At 46.1% G+C, this 21,709-nt stretch carries 22 protein-coding genes and 4 tRNA genes; 17 read left to right on the top strand and 9 right to left on the bottom strand.

The window, feature by feature from the left end:
- Positions 1-114 precede the first annotated feature (114 nt).
- Genes cbiB through cobC form a run of 6 tightly spaced genes read left to right on the top strand, consistent with a single transcriptional unit; the run spans position 115 to position 4,606 of the window.
- Positions 115-1,068, top strand: coding sequence for an adenosylcobinamide-phosphate synthase CbiB (cbiB, locus tag BQ9893_RS13915; protein ID WP_075966581.1), 954 nt, complete (start codon positions 115-117; stop codon positions 1,066-1,068).
- A 15-nt stretch (positions 1,069-1,083) separates the two neighbouring features.
- A complete protein-coding gene (locus tag BQ9893_RS13920; protein WP_075966582.1) occupies positions 1,084-1,692 on the top strand; it encodes a S4 domain-containing protein in 609 nt (202 codons plus the stop codon).
- 4 nt (positions 1,693-1,696) lie between these two features.
- Positions 1,697-2,212 carry a bifunctional adenosylcobinamide kinase/adenosylcobinamide-phosphate guanylyltransferase gene (locus BQ9893_RS13925; protein ID WP_075966583.1) on the top strand — a complete coding sequence of 172 codons (516 nt, stop codon included), beginning with the start codon at positions 1,697-1,699 and terminating at the stop codon, positions 2,210-2,212.
- Between the two features lie 18 nt (positions 2,213-2,230).
- Entirely contained in the window at positions 2,231-3,268 is a 1,038-nt protein-coding gene (cobT, locus tag BQ9893_RS13930) for a nicotinate-nucleotide--dimethylbenzimidazole phosphoribosyltransferase (RefSeq protein ID WP_075966584.1), read from the top strand.
- 37 nt (positions 3,269-3,305) lie between these two features.
- The gene (locus tag BQ9893_RS13935; protein ID WP_075966585.1) at positions 3,306-4,058 is read left to right on the top strand and encodes an adenosylcobinamide-GDP ribazoletransferase; all 753 of its coding nucleotides are present in this window, start codon (positions 3,306-3,308) and stop codon (positions 4,056-4,058) included.
- Between the two features lie 14 nt (positions 4,059-4,072).
- Positions 4,073-4,606, top strand: coding sequence for an alpha-ribazole phosphatase (gene cobC, locus BQ9893_RS13940; protein ID WP_075966586.1), 534 nt, complete (start codon positions 4,073-4,075; stop codon positions 4,604-4,606).
- Between the two features lie 133 nt (positions 4,607-4,739).
- Here cobC and asnS read toward each other — a convergent pair whose 3' ends face one another.
- Genes asnS through purB form a run of 3 tightly spaced genes read right to left on the bottom strand, consistent with a single transcriptional unit; the run spans position 4,740 to position 9,075 of the window.
- Positions 4,740-6,146, bottom strand: coding sequence for an asparagine--tRNA ligase (gene asnS / locus BQ9893_RS13945; protein ID WP_075966587.1), 1,407 nt, complete (start codon positions 6,144-6,146; stop codon positions 4,740-4,742).
- Positions 6,147-6,165: 19 nt separating this feature from the next.
- Positions 6,166-7,671, bottom strand: coding sequence for a pseudouridine synthase (locus BQ9893_RS13950; RefSeq protein WP_075966588.1), 1,506 nt, complete (start codon positions 7,669-7,671; stop codon positions 6,166-6,168).
- A 60-nt stretch (positions 7,672-7,731) separates the two neighbouring features.
- A complete protein-coding gene (gene purB, locus BQ9893_RS13955) occupies positions 7,732-9,075 on the bottom strand; it encodes an adenylosuccinate lyase (RefSeq protein WP_075966589.1) in 1,344 nt (447 codons plus the stop codon).
- A 169-nt stretch (positions 9,076-9,244) separates the two neighbouring features.
- Here purB and BQ9893_RS13960 point away from each other — a divergent pair.
- The 3 genes from BQ9893_RS13960 to BQ9893_RS13970 all read left to right on the top strand — a co-directional run bounded on the left by BQ9893_RS13960 (position 9,245) and on the right by BQ9893_RS13970 (position 9,522).
- A tRNA-Val gene (locus tag BQ9893_RS13960) sits at positions 9,245-9,319 on the top strand.
- A 27-nt stretch (positions 9,320-9,346) separates the two neighbouring features.
- Positions 9,347-9,421 (top strand) — tRNA-Val (locus BQ9893_RS13965).
- Between the two features lie 26 nt (positions 9,422-9,447).
- A tRNA-Val gene (locus BQ9893_RS13970) sits at positions 9,448-9,522 on the top strand.
- A gap of 456 nt (positions 9,523-9,978) precedes the next feature.
- On the opposite strand, the gene BQ9893_RS13975 is transcribed toward BQ9893_RS13970, so the two are convergent.
- Complete coding sequence (locus BQ9893_RS13975; protein WP_075966590.1) at positions 9,979-10,413, bottom strand: DoxX family protein; 435 nt, start codon at positions 10,411-10,413, stop codon at positions 9,979-9,981.
- A 404-nt stretch (positions 10,414-10,817) separates the two neighbouring features.
- On the opposite strand from BQ9893_RS13975, the gene BQ9893_RS13980 reads away from it, so the two are divergent.
- The 3 genes from BQ9893_RS13980 (at position 10,818) to BQ9893_RS22355 (ending at position 11,866) form a co-directional block, all read left to right on the top strand.
- Entirely contained in the window at positions 10,818-11,003 is a 186-nt protein-coding gene (locus BQ9893_RS13980; RefSeq protein ID WP_075966591.1) for a type II toxin-antitoxin system HicA family toxin, read from the top strand.
- A 62-nt stretch (positions 11,004-11,065) separates the two neighbouring features.
- Complete coding sequence (locus BQ9893_RS13985) at positions 11,066-11,470, top strand: type II toxin-antitoxin system HicB family antitoxin (RefSeq protein WP_075966592.1); 405 nt, start codon at positions 11,066-11,068, stop codon at positions 11,468-11,470.
- A gap of 267 nt (positions 11,471-11,737) precedes the next feature.
- Complete coding sequence (locus tag BQ9893_RS22355) at positions 11,738-11,866, top strand: hypothetical protein (protein WP_262497384.1); 129 nt, start codon at positions 11,738-11,740, stop codon at positions 11,864-11,866.
- 115 nt (positions 11,867-11,981) lie between these two features.
- On the opposite strand, the gene BQ9893_RS13990 is transcribed toward BQ9893_RS22355, so the two are convergent.
- Positions 11,982-12,055: transfer RNA gene (locus BQ9893_RS13990), tRNA-Arg, on the bottom strand.
- Between the two features lie 197 nt (positions 12,056-12,252).
- On the opposite strand from BQ9893_RS13990, the gene asnA reads away from it, so the two are divergent.
- Positions 12,253-13,290 (top strand): aspartate--ammonia ligase, encoded by a 1,038-nt coding sequence (gene asnA, locus BQ9893_RS13995; protein ID WP_075966593.1) that lies wholly within the window; start codon positions 12,253-12,255, stop codon positions 13,288-13,290.
- A 109-nt stretch (positions 13,291-13,399) separates the two neighbouring features.
- Positions 13,400-14,062 carry a uracil-DNA glycosylase gene (ung, locus tag BQ9893_RS14000; protein WP_075966594.1) on the top strand — a complete coding sequence of 221 codons (663 nt, stop codon included), beginning with the start codon at positions 13,400-13,402 and terminating at the stop codon, positions 14,060-14,062.
- On the opposite strand, the gene BQ9893_RS14005 is transcribed toward ung, so the two are convergent.
- Both BQ9893_RS14005 and BQ9893_RS14010 read right to left on the bottom strand, forming a co-directional pair.
- Positions 14,063-16,825 carry a putative LPS assembly protein LptD gene (locus BQ9893_RS14005; protein ID WP_075966595.1) on the bottom strand — a complete coding sequence of 921 codons (2,763 nt, stop codon included), beginning with the start codon at positions 16,823-16,825 and terminating at the stop codon, positions 14,063-14,065.
- A gap of 65 nt (positions 16,826-16,890) precedes the next feature.
- Positions 16,891-17,433 (bottom strand): HD domain-containing protein, encoded by a 543-nt coding sequence (locus BQ9893_RS14010; protein WP_075966596.1) that lies wholly within the window; start codon positions 17,431-17,433, stop codon positions 16,891-16,893.
- Between the two features lie 90 nt (positions 17,434-17,523).
- Here BQ9893_RS14010 and BQ9893_RS14015 point away from each other — a divergent pair, with 90 nt between their 5' ends.
- Positions 17,524-18,717: an exo-beta-N-acetylmuramidase NamZ family protein gene (locus tag BQ9893_RS14015; protein ID WP_075966597.1), complete on the top strand. Its 1,194-nt coding sequence runs from the start codon at positions 17,524-17,526 to the stop codon at positions 18,715-18,717.
- 103 nt (positions 18,718-18,820) lie between these two features.
- Here BQ9893_RS14015 and BQ9893_RS14020 read toward each other — a convergent pair whose 3' ends face one another.
- Positions 18,821-19,264, bottom strand: coding sequence for an META domain-containing protein (locus BQ9893_RS14020; protein ID WP_075966598.1), 444 nt, complete (start codon positions 19,262-19,264; stop codon positions 18,821-18,823).
- A 10-nt stretch (positions 19,265-19,274) separates the two neighbouring features.
- A complete protein-coding gene (locus tag BQ9893_RS14025) occupies positions 19,275-19,700 on the bottom strand; it encodes an META domain-containing protein (RefSeq protein WP_075966599.1) in 426 nt (141 codons plus the stop codon).
- A 352-nt stretch (positions 19,701-20,052) separates the two neighbouring features.
- Between BQ9893_RS14025 and BQ9893_RS14030 the strand changes: the two genes are divergently transcribed.
- Positions 20,053-21,306 (top strand): M23 family metallopeptidase, encoded by a 1,254-nt coding sequence (locus tag BQ9893_RS14030; RefSeq protein WP_075966600.1) that lies wholly within the window; start codon positions 20,053-20,055, stop codon positions 21,304-21,306.
- 10 nt (positions 21,307-21,316) lie between these two features.
- Entirely contained in the window at positions 21,317-21,685 is a 369-nt protein-coding gene (locus BQ9893_RS14035; RefSeq protein WP_075966601.1) for a YccF domain-containing protein, read from the top strand.
- Positions 21,686-21,709: the final 24 nt, after the last annotated feature.

Here is a 21,709-nt window from a genome sequence, read left to right on the forward strand (position 1 = left end):
CAGACAAAATCCACACGGCATGCAGACCCGACTACAATTTCACTCCGATAAATCATGAGGAATATAAGCAATGGATTCCATAACTGGAATTATATTTTTACCTTTGCCACTATTATGTATTACTGGTTTCATCATTCATTTTACCTGGCAAAAGCCCTCCCGTTCATCGGCGGATGGCTGGCAGACCGCCTGTTGGGCGATCCTGAGGGATGGCCGCATCCGGTTGTGGGGTTCGGCAAAGTGATTTCATTGGGAGAAAAGACTTTGAACAAAGGGAATAACCGGGCTGCCAAGGGGGGTGTCATGGCGCTCGTTTTGATTGTCGGGACCTACTTGCTTTGCGAACGGATACTGGCGCTCGCAGGATACTTTTACCCGCTGTTCGCTTCAGTTCTGGTTGGGGTTGGCGTCTTTTACTGCCTGGCAGGAAAAACACTGATCAAAGAGGTGAAAGCCGTTTTCGAAGCCGTGAACTGCAGCACGGAAGAAGGGCGCAAGCAGGTCGGACGAATCGTTGGCCGCGACACTTCCCGCCTTTCCCCACAAGAGATACGGGCCGCCGCACTGGAAACGCTCGCGGAAAACCTGAGCGACGGAGTGATCGCTCCCATGTTTTGGTTTGCCCTGCTCGGACTTCCTGGTATGATGGCTTATAAGATGGTGAACACGCTCGATTCGATGATCGGCTATAAAAACGAACGCTATTTAGAATTCGGGCAGATTGCAGCAAGGCTCGACGATCTGGCCAATTATATTCCTGCCCGGCTGACTGCATGGCTGATGCTGGCTGTCTCCGGTAACCTGGATAAAATGGATTTTGTAAAACGTTTCGGTCCGGCTCATGCAAGCCCGAATTCCGGCTACCCGGAATCCGCCCTTGCTGCCATATTGAATTGCCGGTTCGGGGGGACACACGACTATTTCGGGAAGCCGGTGGAAAAACCTTATATCGGGACTAACGAACGGGCTTTCAATACGGAAGATATGCTAATTGCCATCAAAATAAACAGTAATGCCGAACTTGCCATGGGGCTTATTGTTTGTTTAATATCAATGATTATCCACTAAATAAATACGCACAGAATGGAAGTAAGATTAAATAAACTCATCAGTGATTCCGGCCTTTGTTCACGCAGGGAAGCCGACAAATTCATCGAAGAAGGACGTGTCACCGTAAACGGCAGCCTGCCTCATGTCGGACAGAAAGTAACCGAAGCCGACATTGTCATGCTGGATGACATACGGATCAAAGCCGGGAAGCATGCGTCCGAGCATGCGTCTGTCGCACGTGGCAAGACACAGGAACTGGTATTCGGCGATCAGGAGAAAAAAACAAAGAAAGAGAAGCCTCAGGCAACGGCAGCATCCGAAAAGAAAACGACCTCTCCGTCGTCAACCGGTTCAAAAGGCCTGCGCCCCGGCAAATATGTAAAATACAATAAATACGCAGCCGCCCGTCATGCAGCCCGCAATGGGGATAGTGCTAAAAAAGAGACAAAGGCAACCGGCCTCGACTATGGAGCACTGAAAGAAGCTCTACAACCCAAATTCGGCAAATCCTTAGGCCGGTCGGCCGTTGCGCAACGCCTGGCTTCTTCTCCGAAATCGGCAGCTTTGCGCAAGACGAGCAAGAACAACCCGCTCAACAAGGCTAAACGGGCAGCAAACCGAAACAAACCGAAAGGAGAATAAGGGCATGGCAGAAAAGCATATCGTTTTGGTGACAGGCGGTCAACGATCCGGGAAAAGCGGATATGCGCAAAAGCTCGCTTTGTCACTGACGGCCAATCCTGTTTACCTGGCGACTTCGCGCGTTTGGGACGATGAGTTTCGCGAGCGTGTGCTTCGCCATCAAGCCGACCGGGGACCGGAATGGACAAACATAGAGGAAGAGAAATACCTGAGCCGCCACGATCTGAATGGGCGTGTGGTCGTCATAGATTGTGTCACGCTCTGGAGCACGAACTTTTTCTTCGACAATGAAAGCGACACGAATCGTTCATTGGCCGAGTTAAAAGAAGAATTCAACAAATTCACGAAGCAGGAGGCCTATTTGATCTTCGTCACAAACGAAATCGGGTTAGGTGGCGTTTCTCCCGATGCGGTGCAACGCCGGTTCACAGACCTGCAAGGGTGGATCAACCAATACATCGCATCCCGTGCCGACGAAGTTATCCTCATGGTAAGCGGCATCCCTATGAAAGTGAAATAACAATAAAAACACGATACAATGATCTCTTTCAACATTAAAAAACCTGACATCGCTATTGCCTCCACTCTGCTGGACAAAATAGATAATCTAACGAAACCCAAAGGATCATTGGGTACGCTCGAAGAAATTGCACTTCAAATCGGCCTGATCCAACAAACATTATCTCCGGCACTTCGTCATCCGGTTAACGTAATATACGCTTCTGACCACGGGATCGCCGACGAAGGAGTCAGCAAATCGCCCAAAGAAGTGACACGCCAGGTGATACATAATTTTCTGAACGGGGGAGCCGGCATCTGTTTCCTTTCCCGCCAGCATGGTTTCGAAATCAAGATTGTCGACGGTGGCGTGGATTTCGATTTCCCGGCCATTCCACAGTTGATCGACCGGAAAATCAGAAAAGGGACCCGCAACTTCCTGCATGAAGCAGCCATGACGCAGGATGAAATGGAATTGGCCCTCCAATACGGTGCCGACATTGTCACGGATTGCCACGACGAAGGGTGCAACGTGATCAGTTTCGGTGAGATGGGAATCGGGAACACCGCCGCTTCGAGCATGTGGATGACCTGTCTGACAGGAATCCCTCTGATCGATTGCGTAGGCGCCGGAAGTGGTTTGGATAACGAAGGTGTCAGACATAAATACAATGTCTTAAAAAAGGCACTCGAAAACTACAAGGGAGACAACAGCCCGTTGGATGTAATCCGCTATTTCGGCGGTTACGAGATGGTGATGGCTGTGGGAGGCATGCTCCGTGCGGCCGAATTGAAGATGGTGATTTTGGTGGATGGCTTCATTATGACGAATTGCGTACTGGCTGCTTCACGGCTGTACCCGGACATGCTCTCTTACTGCATATTCGGACACTGCGGAGACGAGGCCGGACATAAGCGTGTATTGGATGTCTTACAAGCCAAACCTTTGCTGAATCTCGGCTTACGCCTGGGCGAAGGTTCCGGCTCCGTATGCGCCTATCCGATTGTAGACTCGGCAGTCCGCATGATCAACGAGATGCACAGCTTCCAGCAAGCCTCCATCACCAAATATTTCTAATTCAGTTATTCCATCATTCATAATTTGCAAATTCTTCATGCTTCGTATCCTTGCCGCTTTCATATTTTTCACCCGCCTGCCATTCTGGCGACTGGCAGAAGTTCCTTCTGAATATTTCAAGAATGTAGTCTGCCGCTGGGCGTTAGTCGGTTGGCTCACTGCCGGACTTTCCGTGATCGTGCTCTATGCTGCCTCACTGATACTTCCGGCAAGCGTTGCCGTACTATTGGCAATCGTCACCCGCCTGCTGATAACCGGTTGCCTGCACGAAGACGGGCTTGCCGATTTCTTCGACGGTTTCGGGGGAGGGACTTCACGCGAACGTATTCTTTCAATCATGAAGGATTCACATATCGGAAGCTACGGGGTGATCGGGTTGATTCTTTATTTTGCACTTCTATACACGTTGTTGAGCAGCCTGCCGCTGGCTCTTGCCGGAAGTGCGATACTGGCGGGCGATCCTTTTTCCAAAGGAGTTGCCGGAATGATCATCAACCGGCTTTCCTATGCCCGCAAGGAAGAAGAGGCCAAAAACAAAACGGTCTACAGCCGGATGACAACAGGTGAGTATACATGCTGCCTTTTCTCCGCCCTTATTCCGATGTGTTGGCTACCGAAACCCATCTATTTCCTGGCAGGCCTGTTGCCTGTCACAGTCTTCTATTTTCTCACTTCACTAATGAAAAAGAAAATACAAGGTTATACAGGCGATTGCTGCGGAGCGACATTTCTGCTTTGCGAACTAAGCTTTTATCTGGGAATAGCTGTTATTTATACAACAAGCACATAAAAATACACTATTATATGGAAATTTATCTGGTCAGACATACCTCCGTCGACGTCCCTGCCGGCTATGCGTACGGGCAAACCGACGTTCCACTTCGCTCTTCATTCGAAGATGAAGCCGAAGTCGTAAAAAAAAACTTATCCGGCCACACATTCGACAAGGTGTGGAGCAGCCCGCTTACACGTTGCGTCCGCCTTGCAAACTATTGCGGTTACCCGAATGCAGAAAAGGAAGACCGTATTAAAGAAATCAGCTTTGGGGAATGGGAAATGAAATCTTGGGACGAACTATCCTCTGACCCTCGCTCGGAAGCTTGGTTCAACGATTGGATCAACGTTCCGGCTCCATCGGGCGAGTCCCTGCAAGACCAATACAACCGTGTCAGTCGTTTTCTGGATGAAATAAGAGAAAGCGGCCTACAGAAAGTATGCCTCTTTGCGCATGGCGGCGTCTTAGCCTGTGCCCATGTCTATGCCGGAGAGTATGAGCTGAAAGACGCTTTCAAAAATGTCCCTTCATACGGAGCAGTCATCAAGTTAGAGTTGGATTAAGGGCGGTGTGCCGAAACAAAATCTGTGCCTAAAAGATTGGTGATAAGATGTCTTGACTTTCCGCCATAAAAAAACTCCGCATAGTCCTGAAAGGTTCTATGCGGAGTTTTTTATTTTCCTATTCTATGTGAATTTAGAAATCGGCATTTTTCGGTGTACGCGGGAAAGGTATTACGTCGCGAATATTTGTCATACCTGTCACAAACAACAACAAACGTTCAAAACCCAAACCGAAACCGGAATGAGGAACTGTACCGAAGCGGCGGGTATCCAAATACCACCACATGTCCTTCATCGGAATACCCATTTCGTTGATACGGTTCAACAGTTTGTCATAATCGGCTTCACGTTCGGAACCTCCGATAATTTCACCGATTTTCGGGAACAACACATCCATCGCACGAACTGTTTTGCCATCTTCGTTCTGCTTCATATAGAACGCCTTGATCTCTTTCGGGTAGTCAGTCAGGATTACCGGACGTTTGAAATGCTCCTCGACCAGGAAGCGTTCATGCTCTGAAGCCAAGTCGACACCCCAATACACCGGGAACTCAAACGTATGGCCTTTAGCTACGGCCTCTTCCAGAATCTTGATTCCTTCCGTATAAGACAAACGGACGAAATCGTCTTTCAACACACCCTGCAAACGTTCGATCAAACCCTTATCGAACATATCGTTCAAGAATTTGACATCGTCCATGCAATTGTCCAAAGCCCATTGTACACAATACTTGATGAACTCTTCCGCCAACTGCATATTGTCCAGGATATCATTGAAAGCCACTTCCGGCTCGATCATCCAAAACTCGGCCAAGTGGCGTGGCGTATTGGAGTTTTCCGCACGGAAAGTCGGGCCGAACGTATAAATCTGCCCCAAGGCCGTAGCCGCCAACTCACCTTCCAACTGTCCGGAAACGGTCAGGCTCGTCTGTTTGCCGAAGAAATCGTTATCATAAATGATAGATCCGTTTTCATCCTTCTTCAGATCGTACAGGTTCATGGTTGTCACCTGGAACATCTGGCCTGCACCTTCACAGTCAGAAGCTGTGATCAGCGGTGTATGGAAATAGAAGAAGCCTCTGTCATGGAAAAATTTATGAATGGCATAAGCCATGTTATGACGAATACGGAACACTGCTCCGAATGTATTCGTACGTGGACGGAGATGAGCGATCTCACGCAAGAATTCCATCGAATGGCCTTTCTTCTGCAAAGGATAAGTATTCGGATCGGCAGAACCGTAAATTTCTATCTCCGTAGCTTGGATTTCCACATTCTGGCCTTTACCCTGCGACTGCACCAACGTACCGTTTACGCTGATACTCGCACCTGTCGTTATCGGCTTCAGAAATTCTTCACCCAGCTTATCCACGTCTACAACGATCTGAACATTATTTATTGTAGAACCGTCATTCAGGGCGATGAAACTAACCTGTTTACTACCACGGCGGGTACGTACCCAACCTTTCACGTTAACGGTCGTGCCGAAAGCATCGCTTTTCAGTACGTCTACAACCTTTGTTCTTTTAATTGCTTCCATGTTCAATTTTGAGTTTATATTATTCAAAAGCACCCATACGGAGCGCGTTCACTTCGCGTTCGTTCAGATAACGCCACTTTCCACGTCCCAGGTTCTTTTTCGTAAGACCGGCAAAATATACACGATCCAGTTTAACCACATGATAACCCAGTGATTCGAATATACGACGGACGATACGATTACGTCCGGAGTGAATTTCGATACCGACCTGGCTTTTGTCATCTTCGCTTGCATAACTGATAGCATCTGCATGGATTTCTCCGTCTTCAAGCTCCAGCCCGTTAGCGATCTTTTCCATATCTTCGATAGATACGTTCTTATCCAACCATACATGGTAGATCTTTTTCTTCTTGAAAGAAGGATGTGTCAGCTTGGAAGCCAGATCACCATCGTTAGTCAGCAGCAGTACACCTGTCGTGTTACGGTCCAGACGGCCCACCGGATAAATACGTTCCTGGCAAGCATTCTTTACCAAATCCATGACAGTCAGACGTTCCTGAGGATCATCAGAAGTCGTCACACAATTCTTCGGCTTATTCAGAACGATATATACTTTACTTTCGATCTGAACCGGCTGTCCTTTGAACAGCACCTTGTCCTGACGGGTAATCTTCGTCCCCAATTCAGTTACAACCTGATCATTTACCTGAACAACACCTGCCTGGATAAATTCATCAGCTTCGCGACGCGAACAAACACCTGCATTAGACAAGAACTTATTCAAGCGGATCGGTTCGTTCGGGTCAGCCAGCACTTCCTTATACTTCAACTGTTTCTGGAAGTTATACTTGGCATTCGGATTGTAATCACCGGTACGATGATTATTGTTCGGGCGTCTGTTGTTATTGTAGCCGCCGCGTCCACCGCCACCATTTCCATAACGATTGTTGTTATTGCCGTATGAAGGTCTGCCGCCACGATTATCGCGGTTGTCGTAAGACGAACTTACGCGGGTATCACCTACACGCGGTCTTCTTTTCTTTACGCCATCACCCGAAACACCCTCACCGGACGGAGTGGCCGAATAAGCCTTTCCTCTGTCTTCATAGCTCGGACGAGACGGACGATTATACGGACGATCGTTTCCATAAGAACGGTCATTGCCGTAAGAAGGACGATCGTTGTTACCATAAGACGGACGATCGTTGTTGCCATAAGGGCGATTGTTGCCATAAGAAGGCCGGCTGTTATAGCCTCCTTCACGATTAGAGTTGCCATAGCTACGGTTTCCACCATTATCGCGGTTATACGGTTTATTGTAACCGCCATCACGGTTATCATACGTACGCGGACGACTCGGTCTGTCTCCATAGGAAGAGCGGTTGTCCCCATAAGAATTATAACCTCCGCGGTCATCCCGGTTAGGACGGTTATATGGTCTCCGTTCATAGTTGTTTCCCTCAGGTCTGTTATAACCTTGACTGTAAGGTCTTCTTTCAGAATCCTGGTCTGTGTTTTCCCGTCTGATACTTGGTATCACCTTTCTTGGACGCGGTTGAGATTCATCTCTTTCTTCTGTGCTCATTTGATGTAAATTAAATGATAATTAACTACTTGGTAACCTCACGGCTACCCATTTTACTCACTAAATACCTGTATAATTATGCGGCGTTATCGCCTTTAATTCAGCTTTAACGGCATCGCTAACCTGCAATGTGTCGATAAAATTACTGATTGATTCGGCGGTGATGCCTTCATTTGTACGGGTCAAGGCCTTCAATGCTTCATAAGGTTTCGGATATCCTTCACGACGAAGAACAGTCTGAATACCTTCGGCTACAACAGCCCAGCAGTTATCCAAATCCCGATACAATGCTTTTTCGTTTAATAACAACTTACCCAGTCCTTTTGTTAAACTTTTGAATGCAATTTCGATATGAGCCATCGGTACGCCAACATTACGAAGGACTGTAGAGTCTGTCAAGTCACGCTGCAAACGTGAAATCGGCAATTTACCAGCCAAGTGTGTCAAGATAGCATTTGCCATACCCAAATTTCCTTCCGCATTTTCGAAGTCGATCGGATTCACTTTGTGCGGCATGGCAGAAGAACCGACCTCACCGGCTTTGATCTTCTGTTTAAAATACTCCATGGAAACATATTGCCAGAAATCGCGACACAAATCGATCAGGATCGTATCGATACGTTTCATTCCGTCAAAAATAGCCGCCATGTTATCATAGTTGGAAATCTGTGTTGTCCATTCCTCACGGCTCAGCCCCAACACTTCATTCACAAATTTATTTCCGAAAGCTTTCCAGTCATACTCAGGATAAGCGACATGGTGCGCATTGAAATTACCGGTTGCACCACCAAACTTAGCAGAAACAGGAGTTGCCTTCAACAACTTCACCTGCTGTTCCAAACGGTAAACAAACACCATCACTTCTTTTCCCAAACGGGTTGGAGAAGCCGGCTGTCCATGTGTTTTGGCCAACATGGGAATATCCGCCCAGTCTTCGGCATATTTTTTCAACATGTCGATCACTTCCTGCAAACCCGGGAAATACACTTCATTCAGTGCATCCTTGATAGACAATGGAACAGATGTATTGTTAATATCCTGAGAAGTCAATCCGAAATGGATAAATTCCTTGTATTCTTGCAAAGACAACAAATCGAATTTTTCTTTTATAAAATATTCAACAGCCTTTACATCATGATTTGTCACACTCTCGATTTCTTTAATACGGGTAGCGTCTTCAATCGAAAACTCGCGGTAAATTTTCCGCAAAGCCTCTTTATTCTCCACAGTCGCCAACGCATGAAGCTGCGGTAAGAATTCAGACAGAGTAATAAAATACTCGATTTCAACCTGCACTCTGTATTTAATGAGCGCATACTCTGAAAAGTAAGCCGCCAGGTTCTCGGCTTTATTTCTGTATCGCCCGTCTACAGGCGAAATTGCTGTCAGTGTCGAAAATATCATATACATTATTAATATGGAGTTGCAAAGTTACTATAAATCTTAATACATATAGGCAGAGACGAAGTTTTTTTCCACTTTTTCTCAAAAATATTTGGAGGTAACAAAAAAAGCCGTATCTTTGCAGCGCTTTAGAGAGATAGAGCGTATCTAACTTAATGTATAAATGAAAGGGCGTTTAGCTCAGCTGGTTCAGAGCATCTGCCTTACAAGCAGAGGGTCGGCGGTTCGAATCCGTCAACGCCCACCTTTCATAACGAATTGATTTCACTTTGGGCGTTTAGCTCAGCTGGTTCAGAGCATCTGCCTTACAAGCAGAGGGTCGGCGGTTCGAATCCGTCAACGCCCACTCATTACCAAAATGATTTCACATTCGGGCGTTTAGCTCAGCTGGTTCAGAGCATCTGCCTTACAAGCAGAGGGTCGGCGGTTCGAATCCGTCAACGCCCACCTCTTTTTAAAGAGCAATCATGGTCAACATGGTTGCTTTTTTTATTTTCCCAACCAACACAAAAAAGACACCTTATTCTCTCACTATTTTTTTAAGAGAAGGCTAACACAACAAAAAAGGCAGGAATAACAACTCCCGCCTTTTTTGTTTCCTGACGTCGTGCATCTCTACTCCGCCTGACACAATCAACGTTTCACTATTGAATGCCTTTTTTTGCAAACAACCATCATACTATCATAGTTCGTTATCAATCCTTTGAAAACAAACGGATATACAGAATGATAGGTTGCATGACGGTTGTTTTTTCAACCATCATACTATCATAATGACAAAAGCACCTTATCCGAAACTATATAGATTATTATCAAGCGATTACCCACCTGTCACCTTTGACTTCCGGACACCGAAACCTTCGAAATTCGAATCCCAACATCATACAGATAGAGGCAAAAACCTCATTGTTTCTTTAATGCAGAAGATATGATATGATCAACAGAATATTTACCGGGCCCAGCTATATACATCAGAACAAATACCACCAGATAAATAAAAGCCAGTTCCTTCACGGCAAACGGATCATTCCCGTGTATCACAAAAAAAGCCATTCCCATCGTAAAGATCATCGGAATCATAGCCAGACGATAGAACGCCCCTAATATAAAACCTACGGAGCAAAACACCTCACCGAAAATCGCCAGCCCTAATGACATAGTGCTTCCTACGCCCAACGGATCCGGAAAAGATCCTGACACAGCACTAAAATTCATCCATTTCTGGACACCATGTAAAAGCAGCAATACTCCGAAAAGTATACGCAACGCCAACAGAAAAAGGGAAAACGCATTCCCTTCCGGCCTGGAAGGAAAAAGAAATTTATAAACCACTGACATAATCTTTCTTTAATTTAGTTGTTCACTTATGAAACATAAACAAAAAAAGAAAAGTTTACACGCAAGCCCACAAAAAAAGCGCTGTACTCATTTCGAACGGTCACATCTTTTTGAACGGAACGGAAGCCTTTATCAACAATACCAATGAAGAAGTAAAAAACCAATTACTATCCGGAAACTCAGAACTCAATTATCTCATCGGCCGGTGCAAACTCTTACATTTATAGAAACTGCCAATGTCATTAAAGTTGAAAACTATTCCAAACTAATCGAAAAATTTACAGATGCTGGCACATTCTACGAGGCCAAATAAAAAAGAACAAATTTGTTACTTTTTCATTTGGCCATCTGGAACAAATATGTTACTTTTGCAGTGTTCAATTAAATAATAGTTCTTTTACACAATGAAGTATTCCGAGTTCTACAAACTGATTGAAGCCGCAGGCTGGACAATCAGAAAAGGGAAGAAACATCACAAGTATGTTCACCCGGACTTCGACTATTTCATTCCTGTCGGACGTCATCCGAGTAAAGAAATACCGAAAGATACGCTTGAATCGATGATGAAGGATGCCGGACTGAAAAAGTAAAAGTTCTGCCACTCCCTTCGGGGAGTGACTTTAATTGGACTAAACCTCAAAAAATCTGTTGTATGAAAACAATTGTAGCAATTATCGAAAAAGCAGAAGACGGCGGCTATGGTGTTTACACGAAATCTGTACAAGGTGCGTACGGGTACGGTCTGACTGAGCAAGAGGCTAAAAATGACTTTGTAGACGTACTAAACGAACAAGCCGAATTTTACAAAGAAAAGAAAGGTGTGTTTCCGAAATGGTATACGGAAAATCTATCGATAGATTACAAATATGACTTTTCCGGATTTTTCAAAACCTTTCCTTTTTTCAATGTATCGCAATTTGCGCAAGCTGTTGGGATAAATCCATCATTGATGCGTAAATATAAAGAAGGTCTGGCTTTTGCTTCCGAAAAACAAAAGGCGATCATACAAGATAAATTCAATGAGATAGTAACTAAAATGAGTCTGGTCCAGTTTTAAAAAGAGCTATTTTTAATTGAACACCTGTACCGCTCACATAACTAAGGGGAACCGATTGGTTCCTCTTTTTTGTTAAACTGTGTTACATACGAACGCACTAAAACTCTCCCATTTTATAGCAAGTGTTTCAAAAATTTTGACTATACTTTTGCAGCACGTTAATGAAAAGCGTGCTGATCGGGATGCAAACGACAGCATCAGAAAGAAATTTTAAAGGTATTGGGAGTAAGCGTTGCATCCACCGAAACCATACCTCTTTTTTATATTATGGGAACAAAGATTATCGCTAAAGTAAACAACATCGCTATCATTGCAAGTAACGAACCTGAAAAATTTGTACCGATCAAACCTATTTGTGACATTTTAGGTGTTGATGTCGATTCACAAAGAATATGAAATCAAAATTTTCCTCCAACAGAACATTCATTTGCAATGCGTTGATACACATATAAAACGCAAATGGCGACACCCCTAAAAGAGGCATCGCCATTTACAAAAATACTTTAAATCGTGACCAGGGTGGGATTCAAACCCACGACCTTCAGAACCGGAATCTGACGCTCTATTCAGCTAAGCTACCCAGCCAAAGACAGTGCAAAAGTATATATAATCTTGCAGGAAAACAAATGAATAGACGAAAAAAGATTATTTTTGATATTTTGAAAGCTTCTTAACGGAAATTGCTTCCATTTTGCAAATAAAACAAGGCTCACAATTGTTATTTTGCCATTAATTAGTATCTTTGCCACGCATTATTCATAAACATAAAACAAAACAAATATATGAGTTACTTAATTAAACCTGCAGGATATAAGGCTTTATTGAACCTATCGCAGACCGAGATGGGTATCAAAAAGATCAAAGACTTTTTCCAGCAAAACCTGTCTTCTGAATTACGGTTACGACGCGTCACCGCTCCGTTGTTCGTTTTAAAAGGGATGGGGATCAATGACGATCTGAACGGTACGGAACGTGCTGTCACGTTTCCAATCAAGGATTTAGGCGATGCAAAAGCCGAAATCGTCCATTCGCTTGCCAAATGGAAACGCCTTACTCTCGCTGATTATAAAATCGAAAAAGATTATGGTATCTATACCGATATGAATGCTATCCGCTCCGATGAAGAGTTGGGGAATCTCCATTCTTTATATGTCGACCAGTGGGACTGGGAACGTGTCATGGGAGTCGAAGAACGCAATGTGGACTTTCTGAAAGAAATCGTACGCCGCATCTATGCAGCCATGGTCCGTACCGAATATTTAGTTTATGAGATGTTCCCCGAAATCCGCCCGACATTGCCGCAGCAAATCCATTTCATACACTCCGAAGATTTGCTGCAAAAATACCCGACCTTCACACCTAAAGAGCGGGAAGATGCGATTACGAAAGAATACGGAGCCGTTTTCATCATCGGCATCGGTTGCAAGTTAAGTAACGGAGAGAGACACGACGGACGCGCCCCGGACTACGATGACTGGTCGACTGTTGCGGAAAACGGACAAGTCGGGCTAAACGGCGACCTGCTCGTTTGGGACGAAGTGCTGAACCGCTCGCTCGAACTCTCTTCTATGGGTATTCGCGTGGATAAAGAAGCCTTGCTCCGCCAGTTGAAGATATGCAATGCGGAAGAAAAGAAAGAACTATACTTCCATAAACGCCTGCTGAACGGCGAACTGCCTTTAAGCATCGGAGGTGGTATCGGACAAAGCCGTCTATGTATGTTTTATCTCCGCAAAGCCCATATCGGGGAAATCCAGGCAAGCATATGGCCGGAAGAAATGCGCCGTGAAGCCCGTGCAGCCGGCATGTACTTGATTTAATTGAAAATTAATAATTGAAAATTGAAAATTAAGGATGGATTATTGATAATTATTTCTGATATTCGCGTGATAAAGATAATTTTCAATTCCTAATTTTCAATTTTCAATTATGGACGTCAAGATAGAACAGAGCTGGAAAGAACGATTAAGTTCAGAGTTTGAAAAGGATTATTTCAGCCGGTTGATCACATTTGTCAAAGAAGAATACCGCCAAAGAACCATCTATCCTCCCGGTCCCTGTATCTTCAGCGCGTTCGAACACTGCCCGTTCGATAAGGTCAAAGTAGTCATTCTCGGACAAGACCCCTACCATGAACCCGGACAGGCACACGGACTCTGCTTCTCCGTTCAAGACGGGACACCTTTCCCCCCGTCACTTGTCAACATCTTCAAAGAAATCGAAAGCGATTTAGGCAAACCCATTCCGCCAACCGGCAATCTGCTCCGTTGGGCAGACCAAGGTGTCCTGCTTCTCAATGCAACCCTGACGGTCCGTGCACACCAAGCCGGTTCACACCAGAATAAAGGATGGGAAGAATTTACGGATGCCGTGATTCATCGCCTGGCCGAAGAACGAAACCACATCGTTTACATTCTGTGGGGTTCGTATGCACAACGGAAAGGCGCTTTCATCGATCCCTCCCGCAACTTGATATTGAAATCGGCCCACCCGTCTCCCCTCTCCGCTTACCGCGGATTCTTCGGGAACAAGCATTTCAGCAAAGCAAACGATTATCTGATCGCAACCGGACAGACACCTATAGATTGGTAATTACTCCCACTTCTGCCCGTCACGATAGTTGCTGCTCTGGCGCCATTTCAGGTCTTTCAGCAAAGACGAACTTACTGCGATATTGAAGGTATAGGACTTATAAGGCCCCACCGGCACAAAGCTGGCAGTCATTTGCCAGCAATGCAGGTCGCGGGTTATGTTGCAAGTCATATAGGATATCTTATGCGTATCGAAGTCATAAGTGGCATTAAAGTTAAAACGCCAGTTCTTCGTCGGCTGGAGATTTCCGTTAAAGCTCAACGCGTGTGTCAGTTTGTACTTATATTCGAGCTTGCTCGGATCAAAGTCTCCATAACGCAGCTGCATGCTATAGCTGAATGAAAGGCTCCAAGGAACCTTATTGATCATATAGCCATACGAATCGAAGTCACCCGTCTCTTTCTTGGCGCCACGCAAACGCCCGCCTTCCGTTTTATCTTGTTGATCGCCTTCTCCCGGAGATATCTGTTCGAATTCCGGATCGTTCGATGCATTGGAGTCTGCCGGAGGATTATTGGAATCATCGTTGTTTCCTTTCTTGCCGAACCATTTGCCGAACGTATCATTATTGAATGTATAGGAGAAGCTCGTACCTGTCTGCCGCAAACGGCCTAATCCCTTACCGGCCTGCCAACGCGGAATATCCAACCGGCGAACACTCTTCGTCGCTTCATCGTAGCCATAGGTATAAGTATCGAACGTACCGTTCAGGTTCAACGTATAGCTCTTCGAGAACTTGAGACGCAAGCCTACGCTCAAGTCACTCCACTTGAACGAATCGGCCGCCATATTATAGCTCATACCCAACGACAACTTATCGATCAGGCTGATCTTGCGTTCTCCCGTCGAATCGCGATCCGATTTGATCTTCATCTCAAGGTTGTTATCCAACTGAAAACTCAGACTCCCCGACTTCCCGTTAGGGGCCGTCCCGAACATACCGCTTTCAAACGGCGAGTAAGTGGCATACTGCATCTGTCCATATTGATCTTCATACATAAGATCTTTCCAGAAGCCATATTTGGAAGCGCCAAAGTCTGGCGTATAGCTCAAGGTTACCGAAGGTTCGAAACGATGGCGGATCATTTTGATCTTATCGCCCAAGAACGGCAACGGTTTATAGAAACCATACAGCGTGGTGGAAGCAGAAACCGACGTGCTGTAATCGAATACGCGGTAGAAACCATAAGTCGTATCACGTGCAACCACCTGCTTCTTCTGCATATCGTATGCTTTTTCCACCTTATTGGTGTACCAACGTTCGGTATAGTTGAACGACGGCGAGATATTCAGATACTTGAACAAAGAGAAAGTCGCACTCACCGGAATCTGGTGCTGCATGGCATTCCGCCAATCCTTCACCAGGCTCGACTTGAACAGTTTGTCTTCTTTCGTATCGATGCTGTTACGCAGGTAACCGTTGTAACTCATGGAAATCTTCTCATACCACCGCTCCTTGCCTACCGCTTTCTTCCGCTTGAACGGGAAGATACGGCTCATCGTAATCGTAATATCAGGCAACGTCAACGATATCGTCGAGTCTTTCGAACGCTGGTTCACATTCATGGTGGCCGAAAGGCTGAACGGGTTATTCGGGAAACGCTGCGTTATACTGATACTGGACCCTTTGGTATTCTGGTTCGCATCCGCAAACCCCTGCGAGCCAGGATAGAAACTGTTCAGGTTGTTACGGTCATAACTGCTGGTCGCGAAGTTCACGCTTGCCGAGAATGTCCGGTAGGGATTAGCCTTCGGGTCCTGCGAGTGTGTCCAGTTCAGTTTGAAGTCCTTAGACAAGCTATAGTCGGGAAGCCCCTTGTCGCCCAAACGGGTGACAAGATAAGAGGCATTGAAACTACCCGAAAACTTATACCGTTTCCGGTAAGAAGAACGGGCCGACAATCCCCAAGATCCTTTCGTATAGATTTCACCGGTCAGAGCCAGGTCCATATAATCGCTCAACGCAAAATAATACCCGCCGTCGCGCAGATAGAAACCACGCGAACTTTCATCCCCGAAAGTAGGCATGATAATCCCCGAAGAATAAGTACTCGAGAACGGGAAGAAACAGAAAGGCAGGCCGATCGGATAAAGCGGGACATCTTCAAACACCATATAGACAGGTCCCGTCACGATATTTTTCTTCGGACGGACTTTCGCTTTTGTCATCTGGATATAGAAGTGGGGATGATCGTGCTCATCGCAAGTCGTATACCGTCCACCCACCATATTCAAGACATCGTTGTCCATCTTTTTAGTACGGCCGGCCGTCACGTAGCCTTCGCCTTGTTGCGTGATCACATCCGTAATGTATCCTTTTTTCGTGCCGAAGTTATAGCGCATCGTCTTGGACTCATACTGCTGGTCGCCATCTTTGAAAAGAGGATAGCCGAATTCCTCCCCGATCGAGTCGAGGCCGAAAGTGGCATACACCAAGCTGCTGTCCATATTCATCTCGATTTTCTCGGACTGAAGTTCGATCTGTTGATATTTCACATCGCTTTCCCCGAACAGGTAAGCCCAGTTCGCCCCAGTCATGATGATGGAGTCTTTCGCCTGGTAGGTAACCGGAGCGTCCAACCCTGTCTGCTTCTTCGGTACGCTGTCCAACGCAAGCACACTATCCTGTCCGGCGGGGACGAGCGTATCACCCACAACGGCCATCACGGTATCGGTCGGGGCAATAAGTTCCTGCGCCTCAGTCATCATGTTTCCTGTGAGGAAAAGCAACAAAATAATCAGGCATTTGTATTTCAAAAACATTCCGTCGTTATTTGCAGTGTGTTACAGCGGGCAAATGTATAACAATTTAGCGAGTCAATCCTTTTTTATTCCCCTAAAAAGAGTTTACACCAGTTATCAAACCGTTCGACTGTTTCGCTTCCATACTTGGAAAGACTCAGTTTTACCTTTTCGACAGATTTTTCTTTGTCCAGCTTCGTTTTGCTGTAAAATTTGTCGGCGAAACAAATCAGTTGTTCTTCCAGTGTTTCGGGCATAAAGTCTCGGTGCGGAAGAGGCAGATTACGTTCTTCGATCATTGCCAGCGTGATACCCGTTCCGGTATGTCGTTCGCATACACGGGCATGGCGGGGATAGCCTTCCGCCCGCATCAGTTCGGCCCCCAGATAACCGTGGCAAATATATTCCGCATCGCCATGGCAATCGATATCGGGTGCATTACAACGGAAAATACCGATATCGTGCAGCATGGCTGCTTCTTCTATAAAGGAAAGGTCAAGATTCATCTCCGGATGCATCCGGGCTATAGCCAAAGCTTTATCAGCCACACTTCTACTATGAATAACCAAAATCCGGTACGCCTCCGAACCTACCGGGTAATATTTGGCAATAATATCTAAAGGGTTCATAACATTCAATCGCTTTATTGAGACACAAAGATACGCAATAAACAAAAAGAATCGTTACTTTTGCAGAAACAAATAGTAAGGAATGAATCTATGAGAACAGTTATCAGGTGTGCCTTCTGGCTGTTAAGCCTGTTCTTGATGTCCGGGATCCAGGCCGTCACTCCACAGAAAGAGCCTCTAAAACTGGGGGCCGAACGTATGGATGTCGTTACCCGTCTGTTGAAAGACAAACAGGTCGGATTAGTCGTGAACCAAACCTCCATCCTCGAAAAACAGCAGAAACATTTGCTGGATGCTTTGCTGGAAGAAGGCGTCAACGTAAAGAAAGTGTTCGCTCCCGAACACGGTTTCCGCGGGACGGCCGATGCAGGCGCAGAGGTTCAAGACAGCCGCGATATAAAAACAGGAGTTCCCATCATATCCTTATACGGGAAAAACAAGAAACCGACAGCCGAGCAACTGGCCGGCCTGGACGTGATCGTATTCGACATCCAGGATGTCGGAGCCCGTTTCTATACCTACATCAGCACCATGCACTATGTGATGGAAGCCTGTGCCGAAAACAATGTCGAGTTTATCGTCCTGGACCGTCCCAACCCGAACGACTTCGTCGACGGCCCTGTGCGCAAAAAAGGATTCGAATCGTTTGTCGGTGTAGATCCGTTACCCATACTACATGGCCTGACGGTTGGCGAACTGGCATGGATGATCAATAAGGAAGGCTGGCTGAAAAGCACGCCCGACACCTGCAAACTGCATATCGTCAAGATGGAGAACTGGCGTCACGGCGATCCGTACTGGCTACCGGTAAAGCCCTCTCCCAACCTGCCGAACGACCAGTCGATACGCCTCTATCCTTCGCTCTGTTTCTTCGAAGGGACCAAAATCAGCGTTGGCCGCGGGACCTACTACCCGTTCCAGATACTGGGAGCCCCCGATCCCAAATACGGAGATTTCACCTTTACGCCCGCCTCGCTGCCCGGATTCGACACGAAGCCGCTGTATAAAGACAGGGAATGCTACGGCACAGACTTGAGAGAATATCCCTTTACCGGCGGATTGACGCTGAAATTCCTCCTCGATTTCTACAACAAAGCCGGAAACGACCAAGCCTTTTTCTTCACCCGCCCGCAATGGTTCGACCTGCTTGCCGGGACAAAAGAATTGCGTTTCCAGATTGTCCGCGGCTTAAAGGAGAAAGAGATACGCGCAAGTTGGCAACCGGCATTGAACGAATATAAAAAAATCAGAAAGAAATACTTGCTATATCCCGATTATCGTTAACACCGTACGTGTCTCTTTTTGCTTTCAGCAAACTTTGATCAAGGCGAAATAAAAAAGGCGGCCCGTCAACCGGAACCGCCTTTCAATCATTTCACAATAAAAATTACTTCTTTTCGATTACCATCAGCTTGGTGTTGTCCGTGCCATACAAAGCAATCTTATTGACAGGTTTCGCATCTCCTTCCGCTTCAAAGCGTACAACCTTGTCCAAAGCCAGCAACAACTCACGCTCGCCGCTCATATCCGGACAAGCCATACGCGTTGTCGCAACCTGGGGGAATTTAATGATGTTCTTATGAGAATCGCTATACTCGATCTGCCCCATCATCCGGTTACATCCGGCTTTTCCTGAAAGAGTATGGCGAGCCACATCAAACTCGATAACCTGGTTCGTCTCGGTCGGGTTCAACGTCTTACCGTTCAACTCGACAATATTCCAACTGCCGTCCAAATCAGAGAAAGCCGCTTCCACCGCCTTTTTTGTCTTACAGGAAACAAAGATACCGAAGCTCAAGACAACAAGGCAAAGATATATGTACTTCTTCATTTCCGCTCAATTAGTTTTTCGACAGAACCAACAAAACATTCCCGTTAGCATCGACCAGCAACATTTCATTTTCAGACTGGCCGGCCTTCACGCCTTTCACGTCTTCCATCGCTTTCAGGATCGCATCCTCCATTTCCATATCCGGGCAAGCCATCATGGTCGTGATACCGGGATTGATTGTAATGGAAGAAATATCCTGGTCGTCCAACACGACCGTCGAATTAAAGATATTACATCCGGCATTACCGTGGACTTTGTTATCTTTCAGATCAAACTCCATATTGGGCAAACCTTCCTTCAGTATTTTTTCTCCTTTTACTTCCACAATATTCCATTTACCTTCCAACTTCTTTGCATCCGTTTTGACTTCAGAGCAAGAACACAACATCCCGACAAAAGCAGGAACCATCAAAAGTGTCAAAATAGCCTTTTTCATCTTTTACTTTCATTTATAATTATCACTCGTATTGATAAGATGTCAAATTACGGCAAAAAGTTCCCAACACACATCTTATTTAACACACCTTAATAAACAAGTCCTGATAAAGCAAGCTCAACCATACGGTGAAGGAATTATGTCTTGCAATTAAAACATATATGCTTTCAAAGCAAAACATAGGTGTTTTGAAAGCGAAACATAGGTGTTTTGAAAAGCAATCATATCTGTTAAGGATTTAGCCGATCAAGAATGCTTTCTGATTAATTTCGTATATTTGTTGCAACGTAAAAAAACTTCAAAAAAAAACGTGTCGACAAATTGGAAAAACAAAAGAATCAGAAACCGGAATATGAATAAGAACATCGTCCTATATTTGTTATTTGCAGGATTGCTTACCTGCTTTTCCTGCACACATACGAGGCAGCAACCCGACGAAGAAGAAGGAGTTGACAGTGAATGGCTGGACAGTCTGCAACACGTATATCAATACGGTGTTTGCATCGACTCGTTGGACGTGACGGAATACAAGATGAAAAACGGCGATAACCCCGCCTCCATTTTTTCCGCCCTCGGCTTCTCCGCTTTGAAAGCGGACAGCATCACGAAAGCCTCCATCGACGTCCTGAACCCGACCAAACTTCGCGCGGGCATGAACTATTATACGTTTACAACCCAGGACAGTGTAGCCGATATCCGTTATATCGCTTTTGCAAAATCGCTGGTCGACTATGCCGTCATCGACCTGACAGGCGATTCGATCCTGGCCTACGAATTCAACAAGCCTATTACCATCAAACGCCATTACACGGAAGGCACAATCAATTCTTCTCTTTGGAACGTGATCAAGGCAAGCGGGGCGGATCCGTTGTTGGCGATCAAGATTTCGGATGTATATACCTGGCAGATCGACTTTTTCGATGTGAAGGAAGGAGATTCGTTCCGGGTCCTGTATGACGTTGCCTATATAGACGACACGACAGCCCTGAATATCACCACCATCGAGGGAGCCGTCTTCACGCATCAGGGGAAAGATTTCACAGCCATACCATTCACCCAGGATAGCGTTTTAGAATATTTCGACCTCGAAGGAAACAGCCTTCGAAAGGCCTTCCGGAAAGCTCCGCTGGATTTCTTCCGTATCACCTCGCGTTTCACAAACGCCCGCTTCCATCCGATCCTGAAACGCTATCGGGCACATCACGGAGTGGACTACGCAGCCCCCGTCGGGACGGAGGTCAAGAGCATCGGAGCCGGTACTGTCATCGCCAAAGGCTATATGGGCGGCGGAGGACATACGCTGAAAGTGAAACACAACTCCGTATATACGACTTCCTACATGCACCTGAGCAAGTATGCCAAAGGCATACAAGTCGGCAGCCATGTCGAGCAGGGACAGGTAATCGGCTACGTTGGCTCGACGGGCCTCTCGACAGGGCCTCACCTCGATTTCCGGGTCTACAAGAACGGGCAGCCGATCAATCCGCAGCACATGGAAGCTCCGCCTTCGCTACCGGTCAAACAGGAACTGCGCGACAGTTTCGCAATCGTGAAGCGGACGGTGTTGGCGGAATTGGACAGCATGAGAATAAAAAACAATTTATAATATTGACGCTATGAAGTTTTTGGGAAATATCATTTGGCTTATCTGCGGCGGATTGATTACTGCTGTGGAATATCTGATATCCAGCTTGCTGCTGATGGTTACGATAATCGGCATCCCCTTCGGGTTGCAGACATTGAAATTAGGGATGCTGGCCCTCTGGCCTTTCGGCAGCCGGGTGACGGACAACGGCAATTCAGGTGGTTGCCTGTGTCTGGTCATGAATGTGATCTGGATCTGCATAGGTGGTTTTTGGATCTGCCTGACACACCTGTTTTTCGGGTTGCTGTTGTGCATCACGATTATCGGCATTCCTTTCGGCAGACAGCATTTCAAGATGGCCGCACTGGCTCTCACGCCGTTCGGAAAGGATATTGTTTAAGAGGAAGGATTTGCCCCTTTGCTT

Origin of the sequence: Parabacteroides massiliensis, from assembly GCF_900155425.1 — a bacterium.
Classification (GTDB): domain Bacteria; phylum Bacteroidota; class Bacteroidia; order Bacteroidales; family Tannerellaceae; genus Parabacteroides; species Parabacteroides massiliensis.